This window comes from Rhizobium lentis, assembly GCF_014200175.1.
In the GTDB taxonomy this organism is placed as follows: domain Bacteria; phylum Pseudomonadota; class Alphaproteobacteria; order Rhizobiales; family Rhizobiaceae; genus Rhizobium; species Rhizobium mulingense.
Genome location: NZ_JACHBD010000012.1, coordinates 195,080 through 217,043, shown reverse-complemented (window position 1 = coordinate 217,043; position 21,964 = coordinate 195,080). Strand labels below are relative to the sequence as shown.

Below are 21,964 nucleotides of genomic sequence, written 5' to 3'. Positions count from 1 at the left end.
GTAGCTCGTCAGGCTCATAACCTGAAGGCCGCAGGTTCAAATCCTGCCCCCGCAACCATATACAAAAATAGCCCGCAAATCCGGCGGGCTTTTTGATTCCTAAACACATCTGAGCGAGCACTCAGTCCCAAAGGACCGGGTTCCGATCCCTCACCTCCAGCGCATTCCGTGCCAGGAATTCCGTGGCCTGGACCGTCTCCAGAGCGTTCGCCGCCTCCCTGAAATATGGCAGCGTTTGCCAGAGCGCGCGATCGCCGACAATGTAGAAGCGCCGCTTGGCGCGCGTCAGCGCCACGTTCAAGAGGTTTGGCTTGGAGGCGGCCCAGCCGGCCGCTCCGCGATGGTCGGCATCGGTGCCGAGCACCATGAAAACTATATCCTCTTCCTTGCCCTGGAAAGTATGGACGGTGCCTATCCGTTCCTGAAGCCACTTCTGCAGTTTCGGTGGAGATGCGCCCGTATATCCGTCCTGGTCAGTCCATCGCGCATGGGTCAAAGCCCGTCTCAGACTGTTCTTCACCTCCTTGAACGGCGAGATGATATAGAGGTTCGGCAATATACCGGACCGGCGGTAGGTCGCGGCGAGGAGATCGACGATGAAGTCTGTCTGCTCCGCAACGGCCTGCTTGCCCGAAACCTTGCTCTTGACGTCGATCCAGGCGCTGTCGCCATAGAAGGGCGGCGCGTCGCCGGCCGGCCGGCGCTCTGCCAGCCCGAAGATCATCTTGTTCTGGTAAGCGATCTGGTTGGCGAGGCTGAACATCGGATCGATGCAGCGTCGATGCACTCTGAGAGGACTGCCGATCCAGAGCGCGTCTGCTTCCTCGTCTTGAAGCGTTGTTCCGTAGCGATTGGCGGCATCGGCCAGCATCTGCACCGACACCCTGTTCGGCGAATACTGGCCTTGCGCCGTGTGCGGTGAGAGAGCCGAAGCGGCGCCAATCAGTGCGCTCGGAAGGGTAAAGACCGGTTCGATCTGCTGGGGATCGCCGATCACCATGACGCGGCGCCCCCGCAACAAAGCCCCGACGGCCGCCTGTGGCACGGCTTGGCCGGCTTCATCGATGAAGACCCAGCCGATCGAGCCGGTTTCGAGACCGCGGAACTGCCGGGCGAAGGAGGCGAATGTCGTCGAGACGATGGGTACGACCATGAAGAGGCTTTGCCAGATCGATGCAGTATGTTTGTCATCGACGGGATTGTTGTTGGACAGCAGCTTGCTGATGGCAACGATATTGCCGCCGAAACCTCCGCCCTTCCGGCCGACCTCAGCCAGCCACGCTTCATGCAGCGTCAACGCTGCTTCGAACAATGCCGAACGTAGAGCCGCCAGTTCGTCCTGATGCCAGAGGCCGTCAATCTGCACCTGATCGCTGTCGAGGTCGGCAAGGCGCTCCGGTGCGGCGGGATGATCGAGAATTTCTCCCAGCCGCTCCAGCTCTTCGGTCTTCGCAAACCAGTTTTTCCGTCGTGACCGCAGTGCCCGTTCGGCTTGGTCATGCACCCGTAAAGCGCGTTCCAGCGCAGGTTTATCCGTCTTCGCAAGCTGATCCTCACATTCTGCCAACGCCTTGCGCAGTTCGAGCTGCTTGCGCGCATTGCGACGACGTCTTGCCGGTGCTGCCGGGCGGGGTTGGTCGCGAGCACTCTCTTCCATCGCGCCGGAGCGCTGCGGTCGAGAAGCTGTTCCTCCTCCTTCAAAGAGGACAAACTGTCCTTGATCTGGCCCATCTCGGCCGCGATCTCATTGCACCGGTTCTGCGCACGGCGAAGGTCATCAGCGGCGGCGGCCAGCTTCTCAAGCGTTTCGCGGCAGAATGCATCCCGCGTAACCAGCGCGACTTCATCACGGAGATCGGCATAGCGCGCATATCGCCCGATCTTGTCGCGAACCATGTCGTCGGCGGCATGAAAGGCAGCCGATGCTTCGGCGAAGGTCGGTCCCTCATAGCTCTTCAGCCATTCCCAGATGGTCTGCGGCTTCTGGGCGCCCGACCAGCCGGGCTTCGGCCTGTCGGTGATTTCCATGAAGGCGAAACGTTCCTTGAACGCTCGGCGGTTTCTGGAATGCCGAGCACACAGGCGATCAATCCCCACGGGCGATCGCCGTCGGCGAGTTTGATCACGCCCCCATTGTCCTTCTGACAGGCGATTTTATGAGCGACCGTCTGCAGATAGTGGAAGGACGACGTCTTCGAAATCGAGCTTTGCTTGGGAAGATCGCGTGAGATATTCTCGACGGCGGCGTTGTTGGAGGATGCGACGATCATTTCGAATCCGGCGAGCGCCGGGATCAGCGCCGATATCGAGGCCGTGCTGCAGTCGGCAAAAGTGATGCGGCGCGGCGCACCGTCAAAGGCATCGCGCGCCATCTCGAGGCCGCCCAAGATCCGGGCCCGCCGAACGATATTGTCCGCGAACATGTCGCGCAGCAGGGTCGTCTTTCCGGTGCCGGGCGGACCGTTGACCGAGAACAGTCCGGTTTCCGAGCGGTCGCCAATGGCCGAATTGATCGCGAACTGTTGCATGAGGCTCATGGCGAGGTGAGGTTCGCTCAGCCAGCGTCCGCGGTTGAGATTGGCCGGATGCAGGGCCCGAACGATGGCGCGGTGCCCATCTCGCGAATAGAGGTCGACCCGCTTTTCATCGGCCAGCGGGGTGAGATATCGCCTGAGCGGCTCTGGGACATTGCCCTGCTTGACGCAAATCAAAGCCCGTTCGATGTCCTCGACGAAGAAGCTGTTCAGGATGCCAATGTCTTCTTCACCATCTGCACTCTCGTCTTCCTCATCGTCGGCATTGGGGGCATGGTCCTCCGGTTGGGGTTGTAGGGAGATAAGATCGGATCGCTCCGCCCTGTCACGGTAGCGTATTTCGACGGCGGCGATGGGCCTTTCCTGGCGCGAGACAAAGCTCGCCCAATCGCAGAGCAATTCATGCAGCGCCAGGATTTCGGCGGCATCGATCGGCTGATCGGAGCCGGCCTCGAAGGTTGAAGATGTCAGCTGTCGCTGCGCCCGAAAGTTTTGAAGCAATTCCGACAGCTGCCGTTTGCTGTCGGCAAACGCCGCATGGCTGAGTGAAGCAAGCCCGAATTTCTGCACGCGGCCGAGAGCCCATGGAAGCGTGGAAACCGCAAAGGTTTCGAACATCGGCTGTCCCAGCGGCGTGAGCTGCAGGCTGGCAAAGCAGGTATCGCCATCGAGATCGCTGCGTTCGGCATCCTCGTACTCGGCAATATCGGCTGCAACGCGGTCGAAGCGCCGGCGGATATCGGCAATTTCGGATTTGCTGAAAACGCTGAGGAACAACGTAAAGCCGGTAATCTGCTTCTCCTCGGGTATAACAGGACGGCTGAGTGCTGCGCCATCCTGCAACAGCGTTTTTGCATGCAGCCAGAAAACGGTCCGTCCTTCCGCTGAGACGAGCCGACTTGAGAGATCGTAAGGTATGAAAAACTCGATTTTGTGCCAGAAATCGAGAATGGCCAGAAGCCGTTCCCGTTCCGCTCTGTCTGCATCGGTCTGCATGACTTCTCACTGAGGGGTTGCTAAGTGGCTCTCGCCTCTTTTAGCAACGATTGCAGCTCAAAATCAAAGACCATGGTGATTGGGCGCCCGGCCGAACGCGTCAGGGTGCGCAAGGTGCGTAGACGCAGCAAGGAGGCTTGAAGGGCAGCCCTGGCCTTGGCGGCATAACTGAGGGCGGCCGGATCGTTCGAGGACCGCCTCCGCTGGCAAAGAATGATAAAAATATGACAATTTGTACTGGAATATTACATTCATCTGATTATCTATAGTGAAAGCAAATATAACCCTGGAGTATATGTTTTAACAAAAATACAACCGACGCGAAGTAACGTATCGTTTTTCGCCCCCGAAAACTAATCACTTTGGGCCATTTCCTTCCTTCTCAATCCGTATTAACATAATTAAGAAATGTCTAAAGAAAAGGGCGGTGACATCAAGGGGGCGGCATTTCATACTATCGTCTACCCGCCATCGCTTCACGTTTGAGTAAAGTGTAACGCTAGGGGAGGCGTATATGTTCATGACAGGCTCAGGAATGGAGAATACCGACCAGGCAAGAAAGTCTAGCGCTTCCGGAGATACTATCCTTGTAGTTGCCAAGGCGGATCTGTTTTCAGAATGCATGGTGGAGGCACTGGCGAAGAAATTCCCGAACTGTGATGTGCCAAGCTTAGCAAATACGAAGCCGATGCTGGAAAAGGATACTAGCGATATAAAGCTCGTTTTATTCTATCATATACCTCAGCCTGAGCTTCAGGACGCATTGAAGGCGGTACGGGAAAATCACCCGGAAACCTCGATCGGACTCGTTGTCGAGGCCATCGACATGCTGGAACCCTATGTCAGCCGTTTGGTGGAGGCAAGGATCATCGACGGCGTCCTGCCGCTCAATCTTCGGCTTGATGTCTTCATGGCCGCGGTGGATCTGCTGATGAAGGGCGGGGAGCATTTTCCCTCGGCACTTCTTAACCGTCTCGCCAACAAGAGCCCCCAGCTGGAGCCTTCACTCTATCAGACGAAATCGGTCGATGCCGCGCGCAATAACGCGCTCAAGCTGAGACGCGACAGCATCTCCGCTTTAACGACCCGCGAGGTTCAGATCCTGGATCTCATCTGCAAGGGGACGCAGAATAAGATCATCGCCGACAAGCTGCATCTTTCCGAAAACACGGTGAAGGTTCACGTCCGCAACATCTACAAGAAGATGAACGTCCGAAACCGCACCGAGGCAGCATCCCGCTTCTTCAACGACCATCCGGTCGGCGATGACGAGATGTCGAGCCGTTGGCGCAACTGATCTGCAGCGCGCCGCGTCTGTTCTGGCGCCCAAGGGACGCCGCAGCACGTTGAACTGACGGATAATTTTATCCTTGCATTGATGTCGATTCGAAGGATTTGTTTCAGATCGACGGACGCGCAAAGCAGCGCGACTTCTGTCCGAAGCCGCTCGGAGAGCAGATATACGGGGCGGACCCGTGATAGGCGACGACGCGGGCAGGTGCCGCGGCCGGCCGCACGGCGCGGTTTTCCGGGTAGGCGTATGCCTTCGAGACACGTGGCGTCTCGCCGACGACATTCTTTTTCGCGACGGCGGCTATGTCGTCGTTAACGACCGCACAGGCCGTCGGTCCGACCGCAAGAACCGTCGTTCCCCAGGCAAACATCGCAAAATGAAATAGACGCCAGCCTTTCGGCTGCGCTGCAGCGTGTTTTTTCGACATGGCCAATCCCCTCGCATATGGCGCTCCCGGATGCAAGACCGGTCGAGCAGTTACGCGCGGCCAGCCCTTCATTCTTTGTACCCGTTCTTGATTGACGGAAGCTTGAGTGATGTCGGGATACCCGTTCTACGTGAAAAAAAGATAGAAAATGATTAATTATTTGTTACTTTAGAGAACAATTTCGTACTTATTTTGGGTTGAGAACGTTTTTAAAGTTGACCTATCTAACAATCACCTTATCATTCGAATAGTAAACCATATATCCGAAGAATAACTATAAGGTTATTCAAGTTGAGATACTCAATGAGATGAATATCCGACCGGATATTGGAGGCACGCAGCGCCTGAATAAAACAAAAGACTAAAACATGGGAAGGAGTTTGTAATGCGTAGTTTCGTTCCCGGCGAAGGTTATTCTGAAGTAGAAGGCGTGCCGGTGCTCAAGAATCTGGGCGCTGCCCTTGTCAATGGCGGGGCCGGCTTTCTTGGCTCGCATCTCTGCGAAAGGCTTCTGCTACGCGGCCACAGCGTCATATGCCTTGATAATTTTTCGACTGGCCGTCGTGTAAATGTCGATCATCTCCTGTCGAACCCCCGTTTTCGCATCATCGAACACGATGTCCGGCAGCCCTTCGATATCGAAGCGTCGCTCATCTTCAATTTTGCCTCGCCCGCGTCTCCGCCCGATTATCAGCGGGATCCGGTCGGTACATTGCTCACTAATGTGCTCGGTGCCGTCAACACCCTGGACTGTGCGCGAAAGACCGGCGCGATCGTCGTTCAATCGTCGACGTCGGAGGTTTATGGCGATCCGAACCAGAGCCCGCAGCGCGAAACCTATTGCGGCAACGTCAACCCGATCGGGCCGCGCGCCTGTTACGACGAAGGCAAGCGCAGCGCCGAAACCCTGTTTTTCGACTACCACAGGACCTATGGTGTCGACATCAAGGTCGGCCGCATCTTCAATACCTATGGGCCGCGTATGCGCCTGGATGACGGCCGGGTCATTTCCAATTTGATCGTGCAGGCTCTGCGCAACGCCGATCTGACAATTTACGGCGACGGCCAGCAGACCCGCTCTTTCTGCTATGTCGACGATCTCGTCGAAGGTTTCCTGCGTTTCTCGGCAGCCGGCAGCGCCTGCCACGGCCCGATCAATCTGGGTAACCCCGGTGAATTCACCGTTCGGCGCCTGGCGGAAATCATCCGGGACCTCACGAATTCGCGTTCCCGCATCGTTCACCTGCCTGCTGTCGTCGACGATCCGCGCCAGCGGCGGCCGGATATTTCCCGGGCTATGACCGAGCTGGGATGGCAGCCTCACATCGAGCTCGAAGCCGGCCTGGCGCGCACCGTCGAATATTTCGACGGCCTGCTTGCCCGGACAGAGAAGGCGGAGGCCATATGAGATGCCCCGCTACATTCTCGTCACCGGCGGTGCCGGTTTCATAGGCAGTCATATCTGCAAAGCGCTGTCGCGCGCCGGCATGATCCCGGTTACCTACGACAACCTGTCGACCGGACATGCCGACAGCGTCCGCTGGGGCCCGCTCATCCGTGGTGAACTCGGCGATGCGGTGGCGCTGCGCCGGACAATGGTCGAATTTTCGCCCGATTGCGTTATCCATTGCGGCGCCAACGCCTATGTCGGCGAATCCGTCGAGATGCCGAGAAAATATTACCGCAACAACGTCGTCGGCAGCCTCACGCTGCTCGAAGCCTGCCTCGATCAGGATATCGACCGGATCGTCTTTTCGAGCAGCTGCGCCACCTATGGCGTTCCCGCCTCCTTGCCGATACGGGAGGAAACCCCGCAGCAGCCGGTCAATCCTTACGGCCGCACCAAGCTGATCTTCGAGATGGCGCTCGAGGATTTTGCCGCCGCCTATGGCATCCGCTTCGCCGCCTTGCGTTATTTCAACGCCGCTGGCGCCGATCCGGATGGCGAGCTTGCCGAGCGCCACGATCCCGAGACTCACCTCATCCCTCGCGCCCTTCTCGCTGCCGCCGGCAGGCTGGAGCGGCTCGATATCTTCGGCACCGACTATTCGACCGCGGATGGAACCTGCGTTCGCGACTATATCCATGTCAGCGATCTCGCGCAGGCGCATTTGGCGGCCGTCAAGCACCTGATGGCGGACGGCGGTTCGCTCAGCGTCAATCTCGGCTCCGGGCGGGGGACCTCGGTGCGCGAGATTCTTGCGGCCATCCATCGCACGACCGGCCGCGAGGTGCCGGTCCGGTATCGCTCCCGCCGCGCGGGCGATCCGCCGATCCTTTTTGCCAACACGGCAAGGGCGAAGGCGGAACTCGGCTTCTCGCCGGCACTATCGGATATCGATACGATCATCCGCACCGCCGGTCCCACCTTCGGGCTGGAGGTGATGGCATGAGCGACGCTTCGCACACCGGCTACGGCCTCGCGCCTGCGAAAGCCGCCACCAGCACCGAAGCATTGGATCCAGTTTTCACCGGCCGCAAACGCGTCGCCTATGGTTTCGGTATCCTCTGCTGGCTGGCCGCGCTCGGGTATTTCTGGATCTGGTGGTGCCAGTCCACCCATATCATTTCCTGGACTGCATTCGGGCTCATCACCGCCGTCCTCGCCTGGATCACGCTCGTCCCGGCCTATTTCATCCTGATCTTCCTCGATGCCAGGACGATCAGTTCGCGTGCACGGCTGCCGGAAGGGCGCGTGGCGATGGTGGTCACCAAGGCACCGTCCGAGCCTTTTGCCGTCGTCCGCGCCACGCTGCAGGCGATGCTCGATCAGATCGGCGTCGAGTTCGACGTCTGGCTGGCCGACGAGGATCCTTCCGAGGAAACCAGACGCTGGTGCGCCGAGCACGGCGTGCTGATCTCCACCCGAAAGGGTGTGGCGGCGTATCACCGCACGACCTGGCCGCGCCGGACCCGGTGCAAGGAAGGCAATCTTGCTTATTTCTACGACCATTTCGGCTATGCACGTTACGATTTTGTCGCCCAGTTCGACGCCGATCATGTGCCGACGCCGACTTATTTGCGGGAAGTTCTGCGCCCCTTTGCCGATCCCGGCATTGGCTACGTCTCCGCGCCCAGCATCTGCGATGCAAATGCGGCGGCAAGCTGGGCGGCGCGCGGAAGGCTTTACGCGGAGGCAAGTCTGCACGGATCGCTGCAGACCGGTTACAACAATGGCTGGGCGCCGCTTTGCATCGGCTCCCACTACGCGGTTCGCACATCGGCGCTTCGTCAGATCGGCGGCCTCGGCCCCGAACTTGCCGAAGATCACTCGACGACGCTGATGATGAATGCCGCCGGCTGGCGCGGTGTCCATGCCGTCGATGCGATCGCCCACGGCGATGGTCCAGCGAATTTCGTCGATCTCGCCGTCCAGGAATTTCAATGGTCGCGCAGCCTCGTCACTATCCTGCTGCAGCATTCCCGCCGCTACGTCACCCATCTGCCCTGGCATCTGAAATTCCAGTTCGTATTTTCGCAGCTGTGGTACCCGCTTTTCTCCGCCGTCATGGCCGTGATGTTCCTGCTGCCGGTCGCCGCTTTGCTGACGGGCCATGTCTTCGTCAACGTAACCTATCCGGATTTCCTGCTGCACTTCGCGCCGACATCGATCGCGCTGACGCTGTTTGCCTTCTTCTGGCGAGCAACGGCAACCTTCAGGCCGCACGACGCGAAACTGTTCGGCTGGGAGGGACTTGCCTTCATCTTCCTGCGTTGGCCGTGGTCCCTCGCCGGCAGCCTCGCAGCTGTTCGCGACCATCTCTGCGGCTCGTTCGTCGACTTTCGCATCACGCCGAAAGGCCGGCAGGAGCAGCTATCTTTGCCGTTGCGCATCGTCGCGCCCTACATCGGCCTCGCCGGCCTTTGCGCCGTAGCCATGGTGTTTGCCACCGACGACGCCCCCCAGGGCTTTTATGTTTTCGCCGCGATGAATCTCATGATCTATCTGCTGTTGACGGTGCTGATCGTCCTTCGCCATGCGATCGAGAACGGTCTGCCGTTGCTGCCGCAGTCACGCGGCCTGTGGCTGGCGACGGCGACGGGGCTTGCGATCTGCATCACCGGCGGCATGCAGGCCGGCGGCCATGGTTTGCGCAGCCTCGAGGCGCTTTCGCACGGTCAGTCGTTCATCAGCTTCAGCCAATCGCAATTTGCCGTGGCCGGTGCCGGCCTCGGTGGCAAAACCCGGATCATCAAGTTCCGCATTAGGTGGAATGGATTCGGGAGCACGGGACGGGACGAACAAGGTGTATGAGCCGGGCGAACTGGCGAGGGTCGAGGAGGAGAATGTAATGCGTATCGGATCGAGACTATATGGGGTGGCCCTAGCTCTCAGCCTGTGCCTGCCATTGGCGGTGCAGGGCGCCGAGACCGCAAAGAAGAATGAGCCGACGCCGCTCAGCGCCTATGAGCTCTACCGGATCTACGGCGACAGGACCTGGACTTGGGATACCGGCGGCGGGCGCTTCATCGAGGATGGCCGGCGGTTTGTCGCCTGGGTGAACGACAAGGGCAAACAATCCTTCGCCGAAGGCAAATGGGTTGTCGACGACCTCGGCCAACTCTGCATGCGCGCCACCTGGACGAATGCCGAGGGTGCAGCGCGCGCCAGCACCTGTTTCGGTCACCGCAAGATCGGCAACACGATCTATCAGCGGCGCCAACCGAACGGCAACTGGTACGTCTTTCGGCATGCATCGGTGCGGGAGGATGACGAATTCCGCAAGCTGGTTGCCGCGGATAACGTCAGCGCCAAGGCACGCGATCTGAAGCAGCTTCTGCTGGACCAGCAACTGGCCCGAAAAGGAGGGTGAGCCATGAAGAAGCTGATGAAAAACCATCTCTCGACCGCCTCGCTCGCACTGCTGCTATTGTGCGTCGCGGATCTGCCGGGCCGAAGCGAGGTGCAATATGCCGGCATTGCCCCGTACCAGGCATCCAGCATGCGAACGATCATCGACAAGCGCCCAGTGGTTCATGCCGACGGCATCAAGTTCGGCGCCTATGACCCGCATGGGGATTTCGGCGCTCAGACGAATGTCACGACCGAAGCCCTGTTCCTGCCCTGGGAAGATGTTGATCTGGAGACGCTGCGTGTTGCCGATGCCTATGCGCAGGCCAGAGGCCGTAACCTGCTGATCACGGTCGAGCCGTGGTCCTGGGACGTCGACTGGCGGCTGACCTCCGATCAGCTTCGCCGCAAGGTGCTGCGGGGCGATTACGACGTCAACATGCGGGCGATCGCGCAGATGATCTCTCAGCTGAGGAGCCCCGTAATCGTCCGCTGGGGCCAGGAGATGGAGGACAAGTCGGGCCGGTTTTCATGGTCCGGCTGGAATCCGGCGGATTACATCGCGGCCTACAAGCGGATGATGGATATTGTTCGCGACGAGGCGCCCGGCACCGAGCTGATGTGGTCGCCGAAGGGGGAGCCCGGCCTTGATGCCTATTATCCCGGCGATGATTACGTCGATCTCGTCGGCCTGTCGGTGTTCGGGCTGCAGCGCTACGACGAGCTTGCCTACAACAAGCACCGGACCTTTTCGGAAGCGTTGAAGCAAGGCTATGATCTCGTCTCCGGCTATGGAAAACCCATCTGGGTTGCAGAACTCGGCTACGAAGGCGGCGACGCCTATATGAGACCCTGGATCGAGACTGCGACACTGAAACAGAGCGCCTTCCCGAACCTTCAGGAAGTCGTCTATTTCAATGACCGCGACGTGCACGCCTGGCCCTTCAATCTTGGCCGGCCGGACTGGCGCGTTGTCGAAAGCCTGGCAGCCAACTGAAAAGCATCTGAGGCGCAAATCAATTCGGTCGCAACACGCTTCAATCAGGAAAACAGAAAGGCCCGCCGGGGTTTTTCGGGCCTCACCTCTGATATCCGGCAGCCGATCATCCCTTGAGCGTTGCCTTACCCTCTTCGACGAGCCGGGCCGCCGCATCGGCGGGTGAGGTCCGTTCGAAGGCGAGTTCGTCGCAGATCGGGCGCAGCACGCGCTGGTCGAATTGGGTTGCTCCCATCGGCACTGGCGGCGGATATTCGCCGACCTGATCCTTGAGCATGTTGACGTATTTGACCGTTTCCTGCTCCGTCGGGTTCAGCTGCGGCAGAATGGCGTCACGCACGATGGGCGACATCGGCACGCCGCGCTCGACGCCGAGAATCTTGCCGGCCTCGATATCGTTGACGAAGAAATCGATGAATTTTGCGGCCGCTTCGCCGTTCTTCGTCGTGGCGCCGACACTCCAGATCAGCGCCGGGCGGTAGTAGTGGCCTGACGGCCCGCCCTTCTTTTCCCGCGGCAGCATGGTGATGCCGAGCTTGTTCTTGATGATCAGCTGGTAGCCGATCATTTGGTTGGAATAAGCCATACCGATCACCGATTTGCCGAGACCGAGGCTATTGGTGTCGATGGTGTTCTGGTCGAGCGTCTGCACGTCGGCAGCAACCGTGCCCCCCGCCTTCCGCAGCTTCTCCCAGTAGTCGAACCATTCCGTCGCATCGTCGGCCGTGAAGCCGAGCCCGACGCCCTCCTTGGCGAAGAGGCTCTTGCCGCGCTGGCGCAGCCAGGCGTCGAACACATAGGCGTAGCGGGCGGCATAGGGGCCTCCGCCCTTGCCGGAGGACTTGGCGAGTTCCACGGCGAGCTTGGCATATTCATCCCAGGTGAGATCGGGTGTCGGCATCGGGATGCCGGCCTTTTCGAATTCGACCGTGTCGAAGAACATCGAGAAGGAGTTGAGGCCGAGGCCGACGCCATAGAGTTTCCCATCGATCGTGGTCAATTTCAGCATGTCGGGGCCGAAGGACTGAACCTTCAACGCCGATGGGACGAACTCGTCAAGCGGCATGCATGCGCCGCGCTTGGAATAGTCGGAGATCGTTCCCGGCTCGAGCTGGAAGATGTCGGCAATCGAGCGCCCGGCCATCTGGGTGGCGAGCTTCGTCCAGTAGCCGTCACCGGAAAGCGATTCACCGACGATCGTGACGCCGGGTGTCTTCGATTGATAGAGCTTGGCGACGTCGAGCGTGCGTTTGGCGCGGTCGTTGGACCCCCACCACATGGCGCGCAGCGACGTGTCTTCGGCAAAAGCCGGAATGGCGCGTCCCGCGCCAAAAGCGAGGCCGGCGGCTGCTCCGGCTGAACCCATCAGGAATGAACGGCGGTTGACCTGCATGATATCCTCCTTGCCCAATATGCCCGCTGCCATCCTCCAACGGCATTTGCAGACATTTCCTCACGAGGGTACGCAAAAAAAATAATTATTGCAAGAAGTAACGATTACCTTGCAAATTTGCGTAAGTTGCATAAGCTTTGCCTATGAACGAAGAGAAAATCAGACGGCCGCGTCAGGCCGATATAGCTACATTGGCCGGCGTCTCCGTCTCCACGGTGTCGCGGGTTCTTGCCAATGAACCCGGCATCAGTGAAAGCGTGCGCCGTCAGATTTTGAAGGTAGCGGCCGAGCATGGTTATCCGGTCAAATCCGCGACTGAAGCCGTTGCCGGCGGGCTGGCGCTGATCGCCAGCGACGGCGTCACCGGCGGCCTCAGCGTCTTTTATGAAGCGATTGTCGAGGGGCTGCGCGCCGGCGCCGCCGAAGCAGGCATGCCCTTCGAAATCCGGATGGTCCGCGAGGATCGCACGACGCCGGACGCCGTGCGCGACTATATGCAGGCAGCAGGCGCCGAAGGGCTCTTCCTCGTCGGCATCGATCCGAACGAAATGCTGCGCGGCTGGCTGCGGGACACCATGACGCCCACCGTTCTCGTCAACGGCACCGACCCCGGAATGCAATTCGACGGCGTTTCGCCGGCTAATTTCTTCGGCGCCTATCAGGCGACCAGCCGATTGATAAAGGCCGGCCATCGCCGCGTCCTGCATCTGAGCGGCTCGCACCGCCATACGATCCGGGAGCGCATCCGCGGTTTCGAAGCGGCGATCGCCGCCGCTCCTGGTGCCGAGGGCCGTTTCGTGGCCCTCGCACTGCAGGGCAGCGCCAGCGGCGAGGCCCATGAACGCACGGCGGCGATCCTTGCTGAAAATGCCGGTTTCACCGCCGCCTTCTGCATGAATGATTTCATCGCCGTCGGCGTACTGGAGGCCGTCACCGAAGCCGGTCTGCGGGTGCCGGAGGACTTCGCGATCGTCGGCTTCGATGATCTGCCCTGTGCGCTGATGACAAATCCGCAGCTTTCCACCATGCGCGTCGACCGTGTCGCCCTCGGGCGCGAAGCCGTTTCGCTGATGCTGCCCCGTTTCCGCAACAGGACGGCGCCGGCGCGCCACATCTGCCAGGCCGTCGTTCCCGTAGCGGGAGGGACCGTTGTGAACGTCCAAACCCGTGAGCGATCCGATGACCTATGATCCCGCCAGCGCCAATCCGCTCGCTGGCAATCCCCTCGAAACCCGCGCCGATATGGGCCGAGCCCTGCTTGCTCTCTTCGATCCGCTGGTTGCTTGTTTTTCGAAAGGCAATGCCCGCGTCAGGCTGAGCGGTGCCGCCGCCCATTTCGACCGGGCGGCGGCCGATCTCGAAGGTTTTGCCCGCCCGCTCTGGGGTTTGGCGCCGCTCGGCGCCGGCGGCGGAGACTTCGCCCACTGGCATCGTTTTGCCGAAGGCCTCGCAAACGGCACCGACCCCGCCCATCCCGAATATTGGGGAACGGTCAATGGCCGCGATCAGCGGATGGTCGAGCTTGCTGCCCTCGGTTTTGCCCTGGCGCTGGTGCCGGAAAAAATCTGGGAGCCGCTTGATGCGCGCGCCCGCAGCAATGTCATCGCCTATCTCAAGCATGCTAGACAGTTCGACTATGCCGACAACAACTGGAAATTTTTCCGGATTTTCGTCGACATTGCCCTCGATCGTCTCGGCGCCGATTTCGACCGCAGCCTGACGCGGCAATATCTGGAGGAGCTCGAAGGCTTCTATATCGTCGACGGCTGGTATCGCGACGGAAACGTCCGCCGCATCGACCACTACATTCCCTTCGCCCTGCATTTTTATGGGCTGATCTATTCGAAGCTCGTCGACGACGATTACGCCAAGCGCTACCGCGAACGGGCGATCCTCTTCGCCCGCGATTTCCGCCACTGGTTTGCCGCCGATGGGGCGACCATCCCCTTCGGCCGCAGCCTGACCTATCGCTTTGCCTGTGCCGGCTTCTGGTCGGCGCTTGCCTTTGCCGGCGTTGAAGCTCTGCCCTGGGGTGAGGTCAAGCACCTCTGCCTGCAGCATCTGCGCTGGTGGAGGGACAAGCCGATTGCCGATCGCGACGGCGTGTTGTCGATCGGCTTCGGCTATCCGAACCTGCTGATGTCGGAGAGCTACAATTCCGCCGGCTCGCCCTATTGGGCGTTGAAGGCCTTTCTGCCGCTGGCGGTCGCCGACGACCATCCGTTCTGGACCTCCGAGGAAAAGGCGCCGGAGCCGGCGCCCGAGATCGTTCCGCAGCGCCATCCCGGCATGGTGATGATGCGGGCGGGCGGCGATGTCGTGGCACTGTCATCAGGCCAGGAAAATCTGCAGATGCGTTTCGGCACGGAAAAATACGCCAAATTCGCCTATTCCACCCGTTACGGCTTCAGCGTCGAATCCGATGAGCGCGGCTTTGCGCTCGCCGCTTTCGATTCGATGCTGGCCTTCAGCGATGACGGCCTGCACTACCGCGTGCGCGAAACCAATGAGGAAGCCAAGCTCGCGGGCGATGTGCTTTATGCGAAATGGTCGCCTTTCCCGGATGTCAGCGTCGAAAGCTGGCTGGCGCCCGCGGCCCCCTGGCATATCCGCCTCCACCGGATCAGGGCGGCCCGGCCGCTGAGGGTCGCCGAAGGCGGCTTCGCCATCGCCCGCCGGGATTTCGAGCTGGACACGCTGTCGGCTTCGGATGGGGCTGCCTATGCCATCGGCGAAGCCGATTTCAGCGGTATTCTCGATTTGGGATCGTCGGTCGATCGCGCCGGCCTCGCGCAGAAGGCCCAGCCCAATACCAATGTGATCGTCGCCAAGACCATCGTGCCGCAGCTGCGCGGCCAGATTGCGTCCGGTGAGACCATCCTGGTAACGGCGGTGCTGGCGCTCGGCGATCCCGCCGCCGCCGCGTCCGCCTGGACGCAGCCGCCGAAGGCGCCTGATCTTGCGGCGCTGGAGGCGCTGGTGCGGGAAAGGGGTGTGATCGTCAGCGCCATCGAAGCGCCGGGTCAGATGCCATGAGCCGCCCGGCAATCGTCCTTGCCATGGAGCCGTCGCGTACGGAGCATGTCCTGCCCGACGGGATCCTGCGCCGGCTCGATACCATCGGCCGCCTGCTGGATCCCGAGCCGCTGCAGCGCCTCGAGATGCACGGGCAGGACGACTGCTTTCCGAAGCCGAAATCCTGGTGACCGGCTGGGGCGCACCCTATGTCGGGCCGGAGATTCCCGCTGCTTCGCCGCGGCTTCGCCTCATCGTCCATGCGGCGGGCACGGTGAAGGGCATCATCGACGAGGCCATCTTCGAAGCCGGCATAACAGTAAGCCATTCGGCAGAGGCCAACGCCGTGCCGGTCGCCGAATTCACTCTTGCTGCGATCCTCTTCGCAGGCAAGCGCGCCTTCCGGTTCCGCGATCTCTACGTTGCCGACCGCAACCGCGATCGCACCTATCCGATGCAGCGCGAAGCGATCGGCAACTATGGCCGCACCCTCGGCATTATCGGCGCCTCGCGCATCGGCCGGCGGGTGATCGAGCTGTTGAAACCCTTCGAATACAGGCTGCTGCTGTTCGATCCCATGATCGATGCCGCCGAGGCAGCCGCACTGGGAGCTGAAAAAGTCGAGCTCGACGCACTGATGCGGCGCGCCGATATCGTTTCCCTGCACGCGCCGTCGCTGCCCTCGACGCAGCATATGATCGATGCATCAAGACTATCGCTAATGAAGGACGGCGCGACGCTCATCAACACCGCGCGTGGCATCCTCATCGATGAGGTGGCCCTGCTGTCGGAGCTGAAGACCGGCCGCATCGACGCCGTCATCGATGTCACCGACCCGGAAATTCCGGAGGCGGGTTCGCTCTTCTATGATCTGCCGAACGTTTTCCTGACCCCGCACATTGCCGGCGCCATCGGTCTGGAACGGGCGCGTCTCGGCGAGATGGCGGCGGACGAGGTCGAGCGTTTTGCGACCGGTCGGCCGCTGCGCTACCAGATCCGCCGGCAGGATCTCGAAAACATCGCCTGACGCTTTAGCGTCAGCGCGGTGTCCTCAGCGAATTGGGTGAGCCGTCATCGGCAAGCTCGGGCATCAGATCGGCGATTTCGACCACCTTGCCGGTCCGCGAACTCGTCAGCGCGGCAATGCCGCAGAGCACCGACATGGCGCCCGCCCGGGTGCCGGCGCGCTGGCCGAGCCTGTCTTCCATCTCGGGCTTGAAGATCATGTTGCGCATGCGGTCGTCGCCCCCGTAATGGCCGCCGGTGAAATGCGGAACGACGATGCGCTCGACGGCTTCCTGGCCGTTCGGAAAATTGCGGATGAGAAGAATGGTGTCCTCTTTCGGCTGTTCCCAAGGCTGCGCCTCGTACTGGCGGATCTCAATACGGCCCTTGGTTCCGTTGAAGGCAAGGTGATGGCCTTCGATCGGCTGGAACGTGTTCAGCGAATAGGAGACATGAACGTTGTTGCGGTAGCGCAGGCTGACAACCATCGTATCGGGAATGTCGATATCCTCGCGGAAAACGCAGCCGTCGCGGAAATAGCCGTCGATCTTCGAGGGATCCTCGTAAAGCTGATCCAGGAAAGGATCGGCCTCGAGATCGAGATAGTAGTCGCATTCATGTGCGTGCGGACAGAGTTTGCAGCGGGATCCGCGGAACGGCCCCTTGCGGCCGTAGTTCTGCAGATCGGCAAAGGACGTGACGGCTTCTGGATCACTGTCGAGATACCAGTTCAGGAGATCGAAATGGTGGGTCGCCTTGTGAACGAACAGGCTGCCGGAATTTTCCGTATAGGCATGCCAGCGGCGGAAGTAGTCAGCGCCGTGTTTGGTGTTCAAATACCAGTGGAAGTCGACGGAGGTCACCCGGCCGATCTCACCGGCATTGAGCAGTTCCTTGATGCGGGCCGCCGTCGGCGCATAGCGATAGTTGAAGGACACGTCGACCCGGCGGCCGGTGCGCTTCTCGGCGTCGAGAATCCGGCGAATTTTCTCGATCGAGGTGGTCATCGGCTTTTCGGTGATGACGTCGATGCCGGACTCCAGCGCCCGCACGATGATGTCGTCATGCGTCTGGTCGGGCGTGCAGACGATGACCAGATCCGGCCTCTGCTCGGCGAGCATGGAATCGATGTTTTCGTAAAGCGGCGCGTTGCTGCCGATCATGTTGCGGGCCCGCTCGCCGCGCAGCGAGTTCTTCTCGACGATGGCGGTCAGATCGACATGTTCGCGCCAGCCGGCAAGCAGGTCCTTGCCCCACATGGTGGTGCCGCGGTTTCCGGTGCCGATCAGGGCAAAACGGCGTTTCTCCATCGAATGATCCTCCTGCATGCGTGATGAAACAAATATTGAAATCAGATCTGGCAGCAGCTCCGGAAGCGCTCGATACAGGTGGCGATCACCTCTTCGGCCGGGCGTTTCCACCAGGTCTCGGCCGAGAAAATCTCCACCTCCTGCGCCCCGAAGAAACCGGCCGCCTCGATCATCCGTCTTATGCCTTTGAGGTCGATGACGCCATCGCCCATCATGCCGCGGTCGAGCAGCATGTCCTTGGTCGGCACCAGCCAGTCGCAGATGTGATGGGCGAAGATGCGTTTCATGCGGCCGGCGCGGGCGATCTGATTGGCGAGATCGGGGTCCCACCAGACATGGTAGACATCGATGGCCACGCCGACATCCTCGCCGAGGGGTTCGCACATATCGAGCGCCTGGCCGAGTGTGTTCACGCAGGAGCGGTCGGCGGCATACATCGGATGCAGCGGCTCGATCGCGAGCTTCACACCGGATGCCTTGGCATGCGGCAGAACGGCAGCGATGCCGTCGAGCACCATCTGGCGGGCAGCGACAATATCCTTCGAGCTGCCGGGCAGGCCGCCGACGACGAGCACGAGGCAGTCGGCGGAAAAAGCCGCCGCCTCGTCGATCGCGCGCCTGTTGTCGTCGAGGTTCTTTTGCCAGTCGACCTCGTTCGCCGCCGGAAAGAAGCCGCCGCGGCAAAGGCCGGTCAGCTTGATGCCGTTCGACTTGACGATGCGCACGGCCTCGTCGAGACCGGTCTTGGCGACCTGGTCGCGCCAGGGCGCGATCGAGGTAATGCCGTGCTTCAGGCAAATATCGACGGCTTCCGCGAAGCCGCATTGCTCGCGGATCGTCGCCAGGTTGATCGAAAGTCCTTCGACCTGCATCTCATTCCTCCCCTGCCATGCCTGAGATCAGTGAACGCCGTGGACAGCCAGCACCTGGCGCATGCGCGCTGTTGCGAGTTCGGGATCGGCCAGCACCCGCGCCTTGTCGGCCAGGCGGAAGAGTTCGGCCAGATGTGTGAGCGAGCGCGTGCTCTGCTGGCCGCCGACCATGACAAAATGATCCTGCAGGCCGTTGAGATAGGCGAGGAAAACGACGCCGGTCTTGTAGAAGCGGGTCGGCGCCTTGAAGATGTGGCGCGACAGCGGCACGGTCGGCTCGAGCAGATCGAAGAATTCGTGATTGCTCTTGCGGCCAAGCGCGTCGAGCGCAGCCGACGCTGCCGGCGCGATCGCATCGAAAATGCCGAGCAGCGCGTCGGAATGGCCCTCTTCGTCGCCGGCAATCAGTTCGGCATAGTTGAAATCGTCTCCGGTATACATGCGCACGCCTTTCGGCAGCCGGCGGCGCATCGCCACTTCCTTCTCCTTCGACAGCAGCGAGATCTTGATGCCGTCGACCTTTCCGGCATTGGCCTCGATCACCTCGAGACAGGTTTCCATCGCTTTCAGATGGTCGTCATTGCCCCAGTAACCCTGAAGCGCCGGATCGAACATTTCGCCGAGCCAGTGGATGATGACCGGCTCCTTGACCTGGCGCAGGATGCGATCATAGACCCTGACGTAATCGTCCGGGCTCCTGGCGACGACGGCAAGTGCTCGGCTTGCCATCAGGATGATGCGGCCGCCAGCCGCCTCGACCGTTTCGAGCTGTTCCTCATAGGCCTTGAGGATCGTGTCGATCGTGACCTCGGGGCCGGGGATCAGGTGGTCGGTGCCGGCGCCGCAGGCAATCAATGCATCCTTGCGCCCGGCGGCTTCGCCAAGCGCCCGGCGGATGAGGTCACGCGCTTCCGGCCAGCCGAGCCCCATGCCGCGCTGCGCCGTATCCATGGCTTCAGCGACCCCGAGGCCGAGATCCCAGAGCCGATGACGGAAGGCGAGCGTCCGCTCCCAGTCAATCGCCGGCGTCAGCCAGGGGTCATTGTCGGCGAGCGGATCGGCGACGACATGGGCGGCGGCATAGGCGATGCGCGGAAAGGCTGTGGCATCACGCTTCTTCAGTTCGATCGGCGTGCCTGTCAGCGTATAGGCGACGATCTTGCCGTCGAGGGGGAGATTGATTGTCGTCACGCCTCAGAACTCCAGTGCGGGAACGTCGAGCCAGCGGCGCTCGGCCCAGGATTTCAGGCCAAGTTCGGCCAGTTGCACGCCCTTGGCGCCGGCTTCGAGCCCGTAGGGCCACGGCGCATCTTCGACGACATGGCGGATGAACATTTCCCATTGCGCCTTGAAGCCATTGTCGAAGGCCTGCGTGTCCGGAACCTCGTCCCAGGTCTTGTAGAAATCGATCGTCTGCGGCTGGTCGGGGTTCCAGACCGGCTTCGGCGTGTTGACGCGGTGCTGGCTCCAGCATTTCGTCAGCCCGGCGACGGCCGAACCATGGGTGCCGTCGACCTGGAAGGTGACGAGATCGTCGCGGCGCACGCGCACCGCCCAGGAGGAATTGACCTGCGCGATCACGCCGCCTTCAAGTTCGAAGGTCGCATAGGCGGCATCGTCGGTGTCGCAATCATAAGGCTTGCCCTGCTCGTCGATGCGGCGCGGAATATGCGTGGCGCCGAGGCAGGAGACGGCCTTGACCTCGCCGAACAGATTGTCGAGCACGTAGCGCCAGTGGCAGAGCATGTCGAGGATGATGCCGCCGCCATCGCCCTTGCGATAGTTCCAGGAGGGGCGCTGCGCCGGCACGCCCCAATCGCCCTCGAAGACCCAATAGCCGAATTCGCCGCGAACCGAGAGGATCTTGCCGAAAAAGCCGGAATCCCTGAGCAGCGCCAGTTTGCGCAGGCCCGGCAGGAAGAGCTTGTCCTGCACGACGCCATGCTTGAGCCCGGAGCGCCGCGCCTTGCGGGCGAGATCGATCGCCACCTGCAGATCGTCAGAAATCGGCTTTTCGCAATAGACGTGCTTGCCGGCGTCGAGCGCCCTCGACAGTAGCTCGGCGCGCATCAGCGTCGTGCCGGCGTCAAAGAAAATCGTGTCGTCGGAATTGGCGAGCGCGGCATCGAGATCGGTCGACCAGCGTTTGATGTTATGCTTCTTCGCCAGCTCTTCCATCTTGGCGCCGTTGCGGCCGACGATGATCGGGTCGATCTCAAGTTTTTCGCCCGATTTCAGCGTGATGCCGCCTTGGTCGCGGAAGGCCAGTATCGAGCGCACCAGATGCTGGTTGTAACCCATGCGGCCGGTGACGCCGTGCAAGATGATGCCCAAGCGTGCCATTTTTTCCTCCCTGCAATCTTTTTCGGCGGGAGCGGGCATGCCGGCCCGGCCCTCCCAAGCCGGTAACTAAACGGTTACTTGATGACAGAAGAGCGGCGAGCCTGTCAAGAGTCAAATCCTGCTTTCGCTATTCAGCGCTTGATCGAGGCGAGCGTGACGTGGACGATATGCTTTTCCCAGGCATTGAGATTGGCCGGCTCGATCAGGTCGCGGCCGAAGATCGTCGAAAGCGTGTACTGGTTGGAAAGGTAGAAATAGCCGAGCGAAGCGATCGTCAGGTAAACATGCAGCGGATCGGCCGTCTCGATGAAGACGCCCTGTTTCTTCCCTTGTTCGAGCACTTGGGATAGCTCGCCGATCAGGTGCGAATGCAGTTCCTTGAGCCGGACGGACTGGCGCAGCCACCGGGCGCGATGCAGGTTTTCCGTGCCGAGCAGGCTCAGGAATTCCGGGTGCTTGAGGAAATAGCGCCAGGTGAAGAGCGCCAATTCGCTGATGCCATCCTCCGGGCTGCGGTCGCCGATATGCAGCGCGCGCTCGGCGGTGCGGATGCCGACATAGGCCTCTTCCAGCACCTTGAGGTAGAGCTGCTCCTTGTCGCCGAAATAATGATAGAGCATGCGTTTGTTGGTGCCGGCTCGTTCGGCGATGGCGTCGACGCGGGCGCCGCCCATGCCGTTTTCGGCGAATTCCCGGGTCGCCGCTTCGAGGATCGCCGCGCGTGTCCGCTCCGGATCGCGTTGGGCCGTCCGTTCTGTCGACGGTCGCCGGGCCTGCTTCTTTCCCCTGTTTCCCCCGCTGTCGTTCATCGCTCCACCCCTGTCCTCACGTGTTGCGCTCATAAGCCTTCGATGTGAAATTGTAAAAAGCGAATTTGGAAGGGCGGCCCACCCGGAACAGAAGGGTCGGAGCATGACGTCGCCTGAAACCGTCGACGCTTTTCGCCATCATGCTCTGACCGACACCGCTTGACAGGCTTGCCGCTT

15 protein-coding genes and 2 pseudogenes are annotated in these 21,964 nt (G+C 60.9%); 9 read left to right on the top strand and 8 right to left on the bottom strand.

The window, feature by feature from the left end; genetic code table 11:
* Positions 1–121: 121 nt before the first annotated feature.
* A pseudogene (locus GGI60_RS25910) lies at positions 122–3,530 on the bottom strand (DEAD/DEAH box helicase).
* A gap of 514 nt (positions 3,531–4,044) precedes the next feature.
* On the opposite strand from GGI60_RS25910, the gene GGI60_RS25905 reads away from it, so the two are divergent.
* On the top strand, positions 4,045–4,827 hold the full coding sequence (locus tag GGI60_RS25905) for a response regulator transcription factor (RefSeq protein WP_183919079.1): 783 nt from the start codon (positions 4,045–4,047) through the stop codon (positions 4,825–4,827).
* 103 nt (positions 4,828–4,930) lie between these two features.
* Here the strand turns inward: GGI60_RS25905 and GGI60_RS25900 are convergent, their stop codons facing one another.
* Complete coding sequence (locus GGI60_RS25900; RefSeq protein WP_183919080.1) at positions 4,931–5,251, bottom strand: hypothetical protein; 321 nt, start codon at positions 5,249–5,251, stop codon at positions 4,931–4,933.
* Between the two features lie 385 nt (positions 5,252–5,636).
* On the opposite strand from GGI60_RS25900, the gene GGI60_RS25895 reads away from it, so the two are divergent.
* From GGI60_RS25895 to GGI60_RS25875, 5 genes are read left to right on the top strand one after another with little or no spacing between them, the layout of a single operon-like run.
* Positions 5,637–6,659, top strand: coding sequence for a UDP-glucuronic acid decarboxylase family protein (locus tag GGI60_RS25895; RefSeq protein ID WP_183919081.1), 1,023 nt, complete (start codon positions 5,637–5,639; stop codon positions 6,657–6,659).
* A 1-nt stretch (position 6,660) separates the two neighbouring features.
* A complete protein-coding gene (gene galE / locus GGI60_RS25890; RefSeq protein ID WP_183919082.1) occupies positions 6,661–7,644 on the top strand; it encodes a UDP-glucose 4-epimerase GalE in 984 nt (327 codons plus the stop codon).
* Positions 7,641–9,506, top strand: coding sequence for a glycosyltransferase family 2 protein (locus tag GGI60_RS25885; RefSeq protein ID WP_183919084.1), 1,866 nt, complete (start codon positions 7,641–7,643; stop codon positions 9,504–9,506). The genes galE and GGI60_RS25885 overlap by 4 nt, the downstream gene beginning before the upstream one ends.
* A 37-nt stretch (positions 9,507–9,543) precedes the next feature.
* The gene (locus GGI60_RS25880) at positions 9,544–10,065 is read left to right on the top strand and encodes a DUF995 domain-containing protein (protein ID WP_183919085.1); all 522 of its coding nucleotides are present in this window, start codon (positions 9,544–9,546) and stop codon (positions 10,063–10,065) included.
* Positions 10,066–10,068: 3 nt separating this feature from the next.
* The gene (locus tag GGI60_RS25875) at positions 10,069–11,040 is read left to right on the top strand and encodes a glycoside hydrolase family 26 protein (protein ID WP_183919086.1); all 972 of its coding nucleotides are present in this window, start codon (positions 10,069–10,071) and stop codon (positions 11,038–11,040) included.
* Between the two features lie 106 nt (positions 11,041–11,146).
* Here the strand turns inward: GGI60_RS25875 and GGI60_RS25870 are convergent, their stop codons facing one another.
* Positions 11,147–12,433 (bottom strand): ABC transporter substrate-binding protein, encoded by a 1,287-nt coding sequence (locus tag GGI60_RS25870; RefSeq protein WP_183919088.1) that lies wholly within the window; start codon positions 12,431–12,433, stop codon positions 11,147–11,149.
* Between the two features lie 143 nt (positions 12,434–12,576).
* On the opposite strand from GGI60_RS25870, the gene GGI60_RS25865 reads away from it, so the two are divergent.
* The 3 genes and pseudogenes from GGI60_RS25865 to GGI60_RS25855 all read left to right on the top strand — a co-directional run bounded on the left by GGI60_RS25865 (position 12,577) and on the right by GGI60_RS25855 (position 16,475).
* Entirely contained in the window at positions 12,577–13,623 is a 1,047-nt protein-coding gene (locus GGI60_RS25865; protein ID WP_183919089.1) for a LacI family DNA-binding transcriptional regulator, read from the top strand.
* Positions 13,613–15,469: a DUF2264 domain-containing protein gene (locus tag GGI60_RS25860; protein WP_183919090.1), complete on the top strand. Its 1,857-nt coding sequence runs from the start codon at positions 13,613–13,615 to the stop codon at positions 15,467–15,469. The genes GGI60_RS25865 and GGI60_RS25860 overlap by 11 nt, the downstream gene beginning before the upstream one ends.
* Positions 15,466–16,475, top strand: a pseudogene (locus tag GGI60_RS25855) (hydroxyacid dehydrogenase). The gene GGI60_RS25860 and the pseudogene GGI60_RS25855 overlap by 4 nt, the downstream one beginning before the upstream one ends.
* Positions 16,476–16,485: 10 nt before the next feature.
* Here the strand turns inward: GGI60_RS25855 and GGI60_RS25850 are convergent.
* The 5 genes from GGI60_RS25850 to GGI60_RS25830 all read right to left on the bottom strand — a co-directional run bounded on the left by GGI60_RS25850 (position 16,486) and on the right by GGI60_RS25830 (position 21,787).
* Positions 16,486–17,763: a Gfo/Idh/MocA family protein gene (locus tag GGI60_RS25850; RefSeq protein ID WP_183919091.1), complete on the bottom strand. Its 1,278-nt coding sequence runs from the start codon at positions 17,761–17,763 to the stop codon at positions 16,486–16,488.
* 41 nt (positions 17,764–17,804) lie between these two features.
* A complete protein-coding gene (locus GGI60_RS25845) occupies positions 17,805–18,635 on the bottom strand; it encodes a sugar phosphate isomerase/epimerase (RefSeq protein ID WP_183919093.1) in 831 nt (276 codons plus the stop codon).
* A 27-nt stretch (positions 18,636–18,662) separates the two neighbouring features.
* Positions 18,663–19,826, bottom strand: a complete 1,164-nt coding sequence (locus tag GGI60_RS25840; protein WP_183919094.1) for a dihydrodipicolinate synthase family protein — start codon at positions 19,824–19,826, stop codon at positions 18,663–18,665.
* Positions 19,827–19,829: 3 nt separating this feature from the next.
* Complete coding sequence (locus GGI60_RS25835) at positions 19,830–20,978, bottom strand: Gfo/Idh/MocA family protein (protein WP_183919095.1); 1,149 nt, start codon at positions 20,976–20,978, stop codon at positions 19,830–19,832.
* A 131-nt stretch (positions 20,979–21,109) separates the two neighbouring features.
* A complete protein-coding gene (locus tag GGI60_RS25830) occupies positions 21,110–21,787 on the bottom strand; it encodes a TetR/AcrR family transcriptional regulator (protein ID WP_183919096.1) in 678 nt (225 codons plus the stop codon).
* Between the last annotated feature and the right edge of the window lie 177 nt (positions 21,788–21,964).

Excerpts from the sequence above, each read along its gene's own strand:
- GGI60_RS25905 (WP_183919079.1), top strand. The coding sequence starts at position 4,045 with ATGTTCATGACAGGCTCAGGAATGGAGAATACCGACCAGGCAAGAAAG.
- GGI60_RS25900 (WP_183919080.1), bottom strand. The coding sequence starts at position 5,251 with ATGTCGAAAAAACACGCTGCAGCGCAGCCGAAAGGCTGGCGTCTATTT.
- GGI60_RS25895 (WP_183919081.1), top strand. The coding sequence starts at position 5,637 with ATGCGTAGTTTCGTTCCCGGCGAAGGTTATTCTGAAGTAGAAGGCGTG.
- galE (WP_183919082.1), top strand. The coding sequence starts at position 6,661 with ATGCCCCGCTACATTCTCGTCACCGGCGGTGCCGGTTTCATAGGCAGT.
- GGI60_RS25885 (WP_183919084.1), top strand. The coding sequence starts at position 7,641 with ATGAGCGACGCTTCGCACACCGGCTACGGCCTCGCGCCTGCGAAAGCC.
- GGI60_RS25880 (WP_183919085.1), top strand. The coding sequence starts at position 9,544 with ATGCGTATCGGATCGAGACTATATGGGGTGGCCCTAGCTCTCAGCCTG.
- GGI60_RS25875 (WP_183919086.1), top strand. The coding sequence starts at position 10,069 with ATGAAGAAGCTGATGAAAAACCATCTCTCGACCGCCTCGCTCGCACTG.
- GGI60_RS25870 (WP_183919088.1), bottom strand. The coding sequence starts at position 12,433 with ATGCAGGTCAACCGCCGTTCATTCCTGATGGGTTCAGCCGGAGCAGCC.
- GGI60_RS25865 (WP_183919089.1), top strand. The coding sequence starts at position 12,577 with ATGAACGAAGAGAAAATCAGACGGCCGCGTCAGGCCGATATAGCTACA.
- GGI60_RS25860 (WP_183919090.1), top strand. The coding sequence starts at position 13,613 with ATGACCTATGATCCCGCCAGCGCCAATCCGCTCGCTGGCAATCCCCTC.
- GGI60_RS25850 (WP_183919091.1), bottom strand. The coding sequence starts at position 17,763 with ATGGAGAAACGCCGTTTTGCCCTGATCGGCACCGGAAACCGCGGCACC.
- GGI60_RS25845 (WP_183919093.1), bottom strand. The coding sequence starts at position 18,635 with ATGCAGGTCGAAGGACTTTCGATCAACCTGGCGACGATCCGCGAGCAA.
- GGI60_RS25835 (WP_183919095.1), bottom strand. The coding sequence starts at position 20,978 with ATGGCACGCTTGGGCATCATCTTGCACGGCGTCACCGGCCGCATGGGT.
- GGI60_RS25830 (WP_183919096.1), bottom strand. The coding sequence starts at position 21,787 with ATGAACGACAGCGGGGGAAACAGGGGAAAGAAGCAGGCCCGGCGACCG.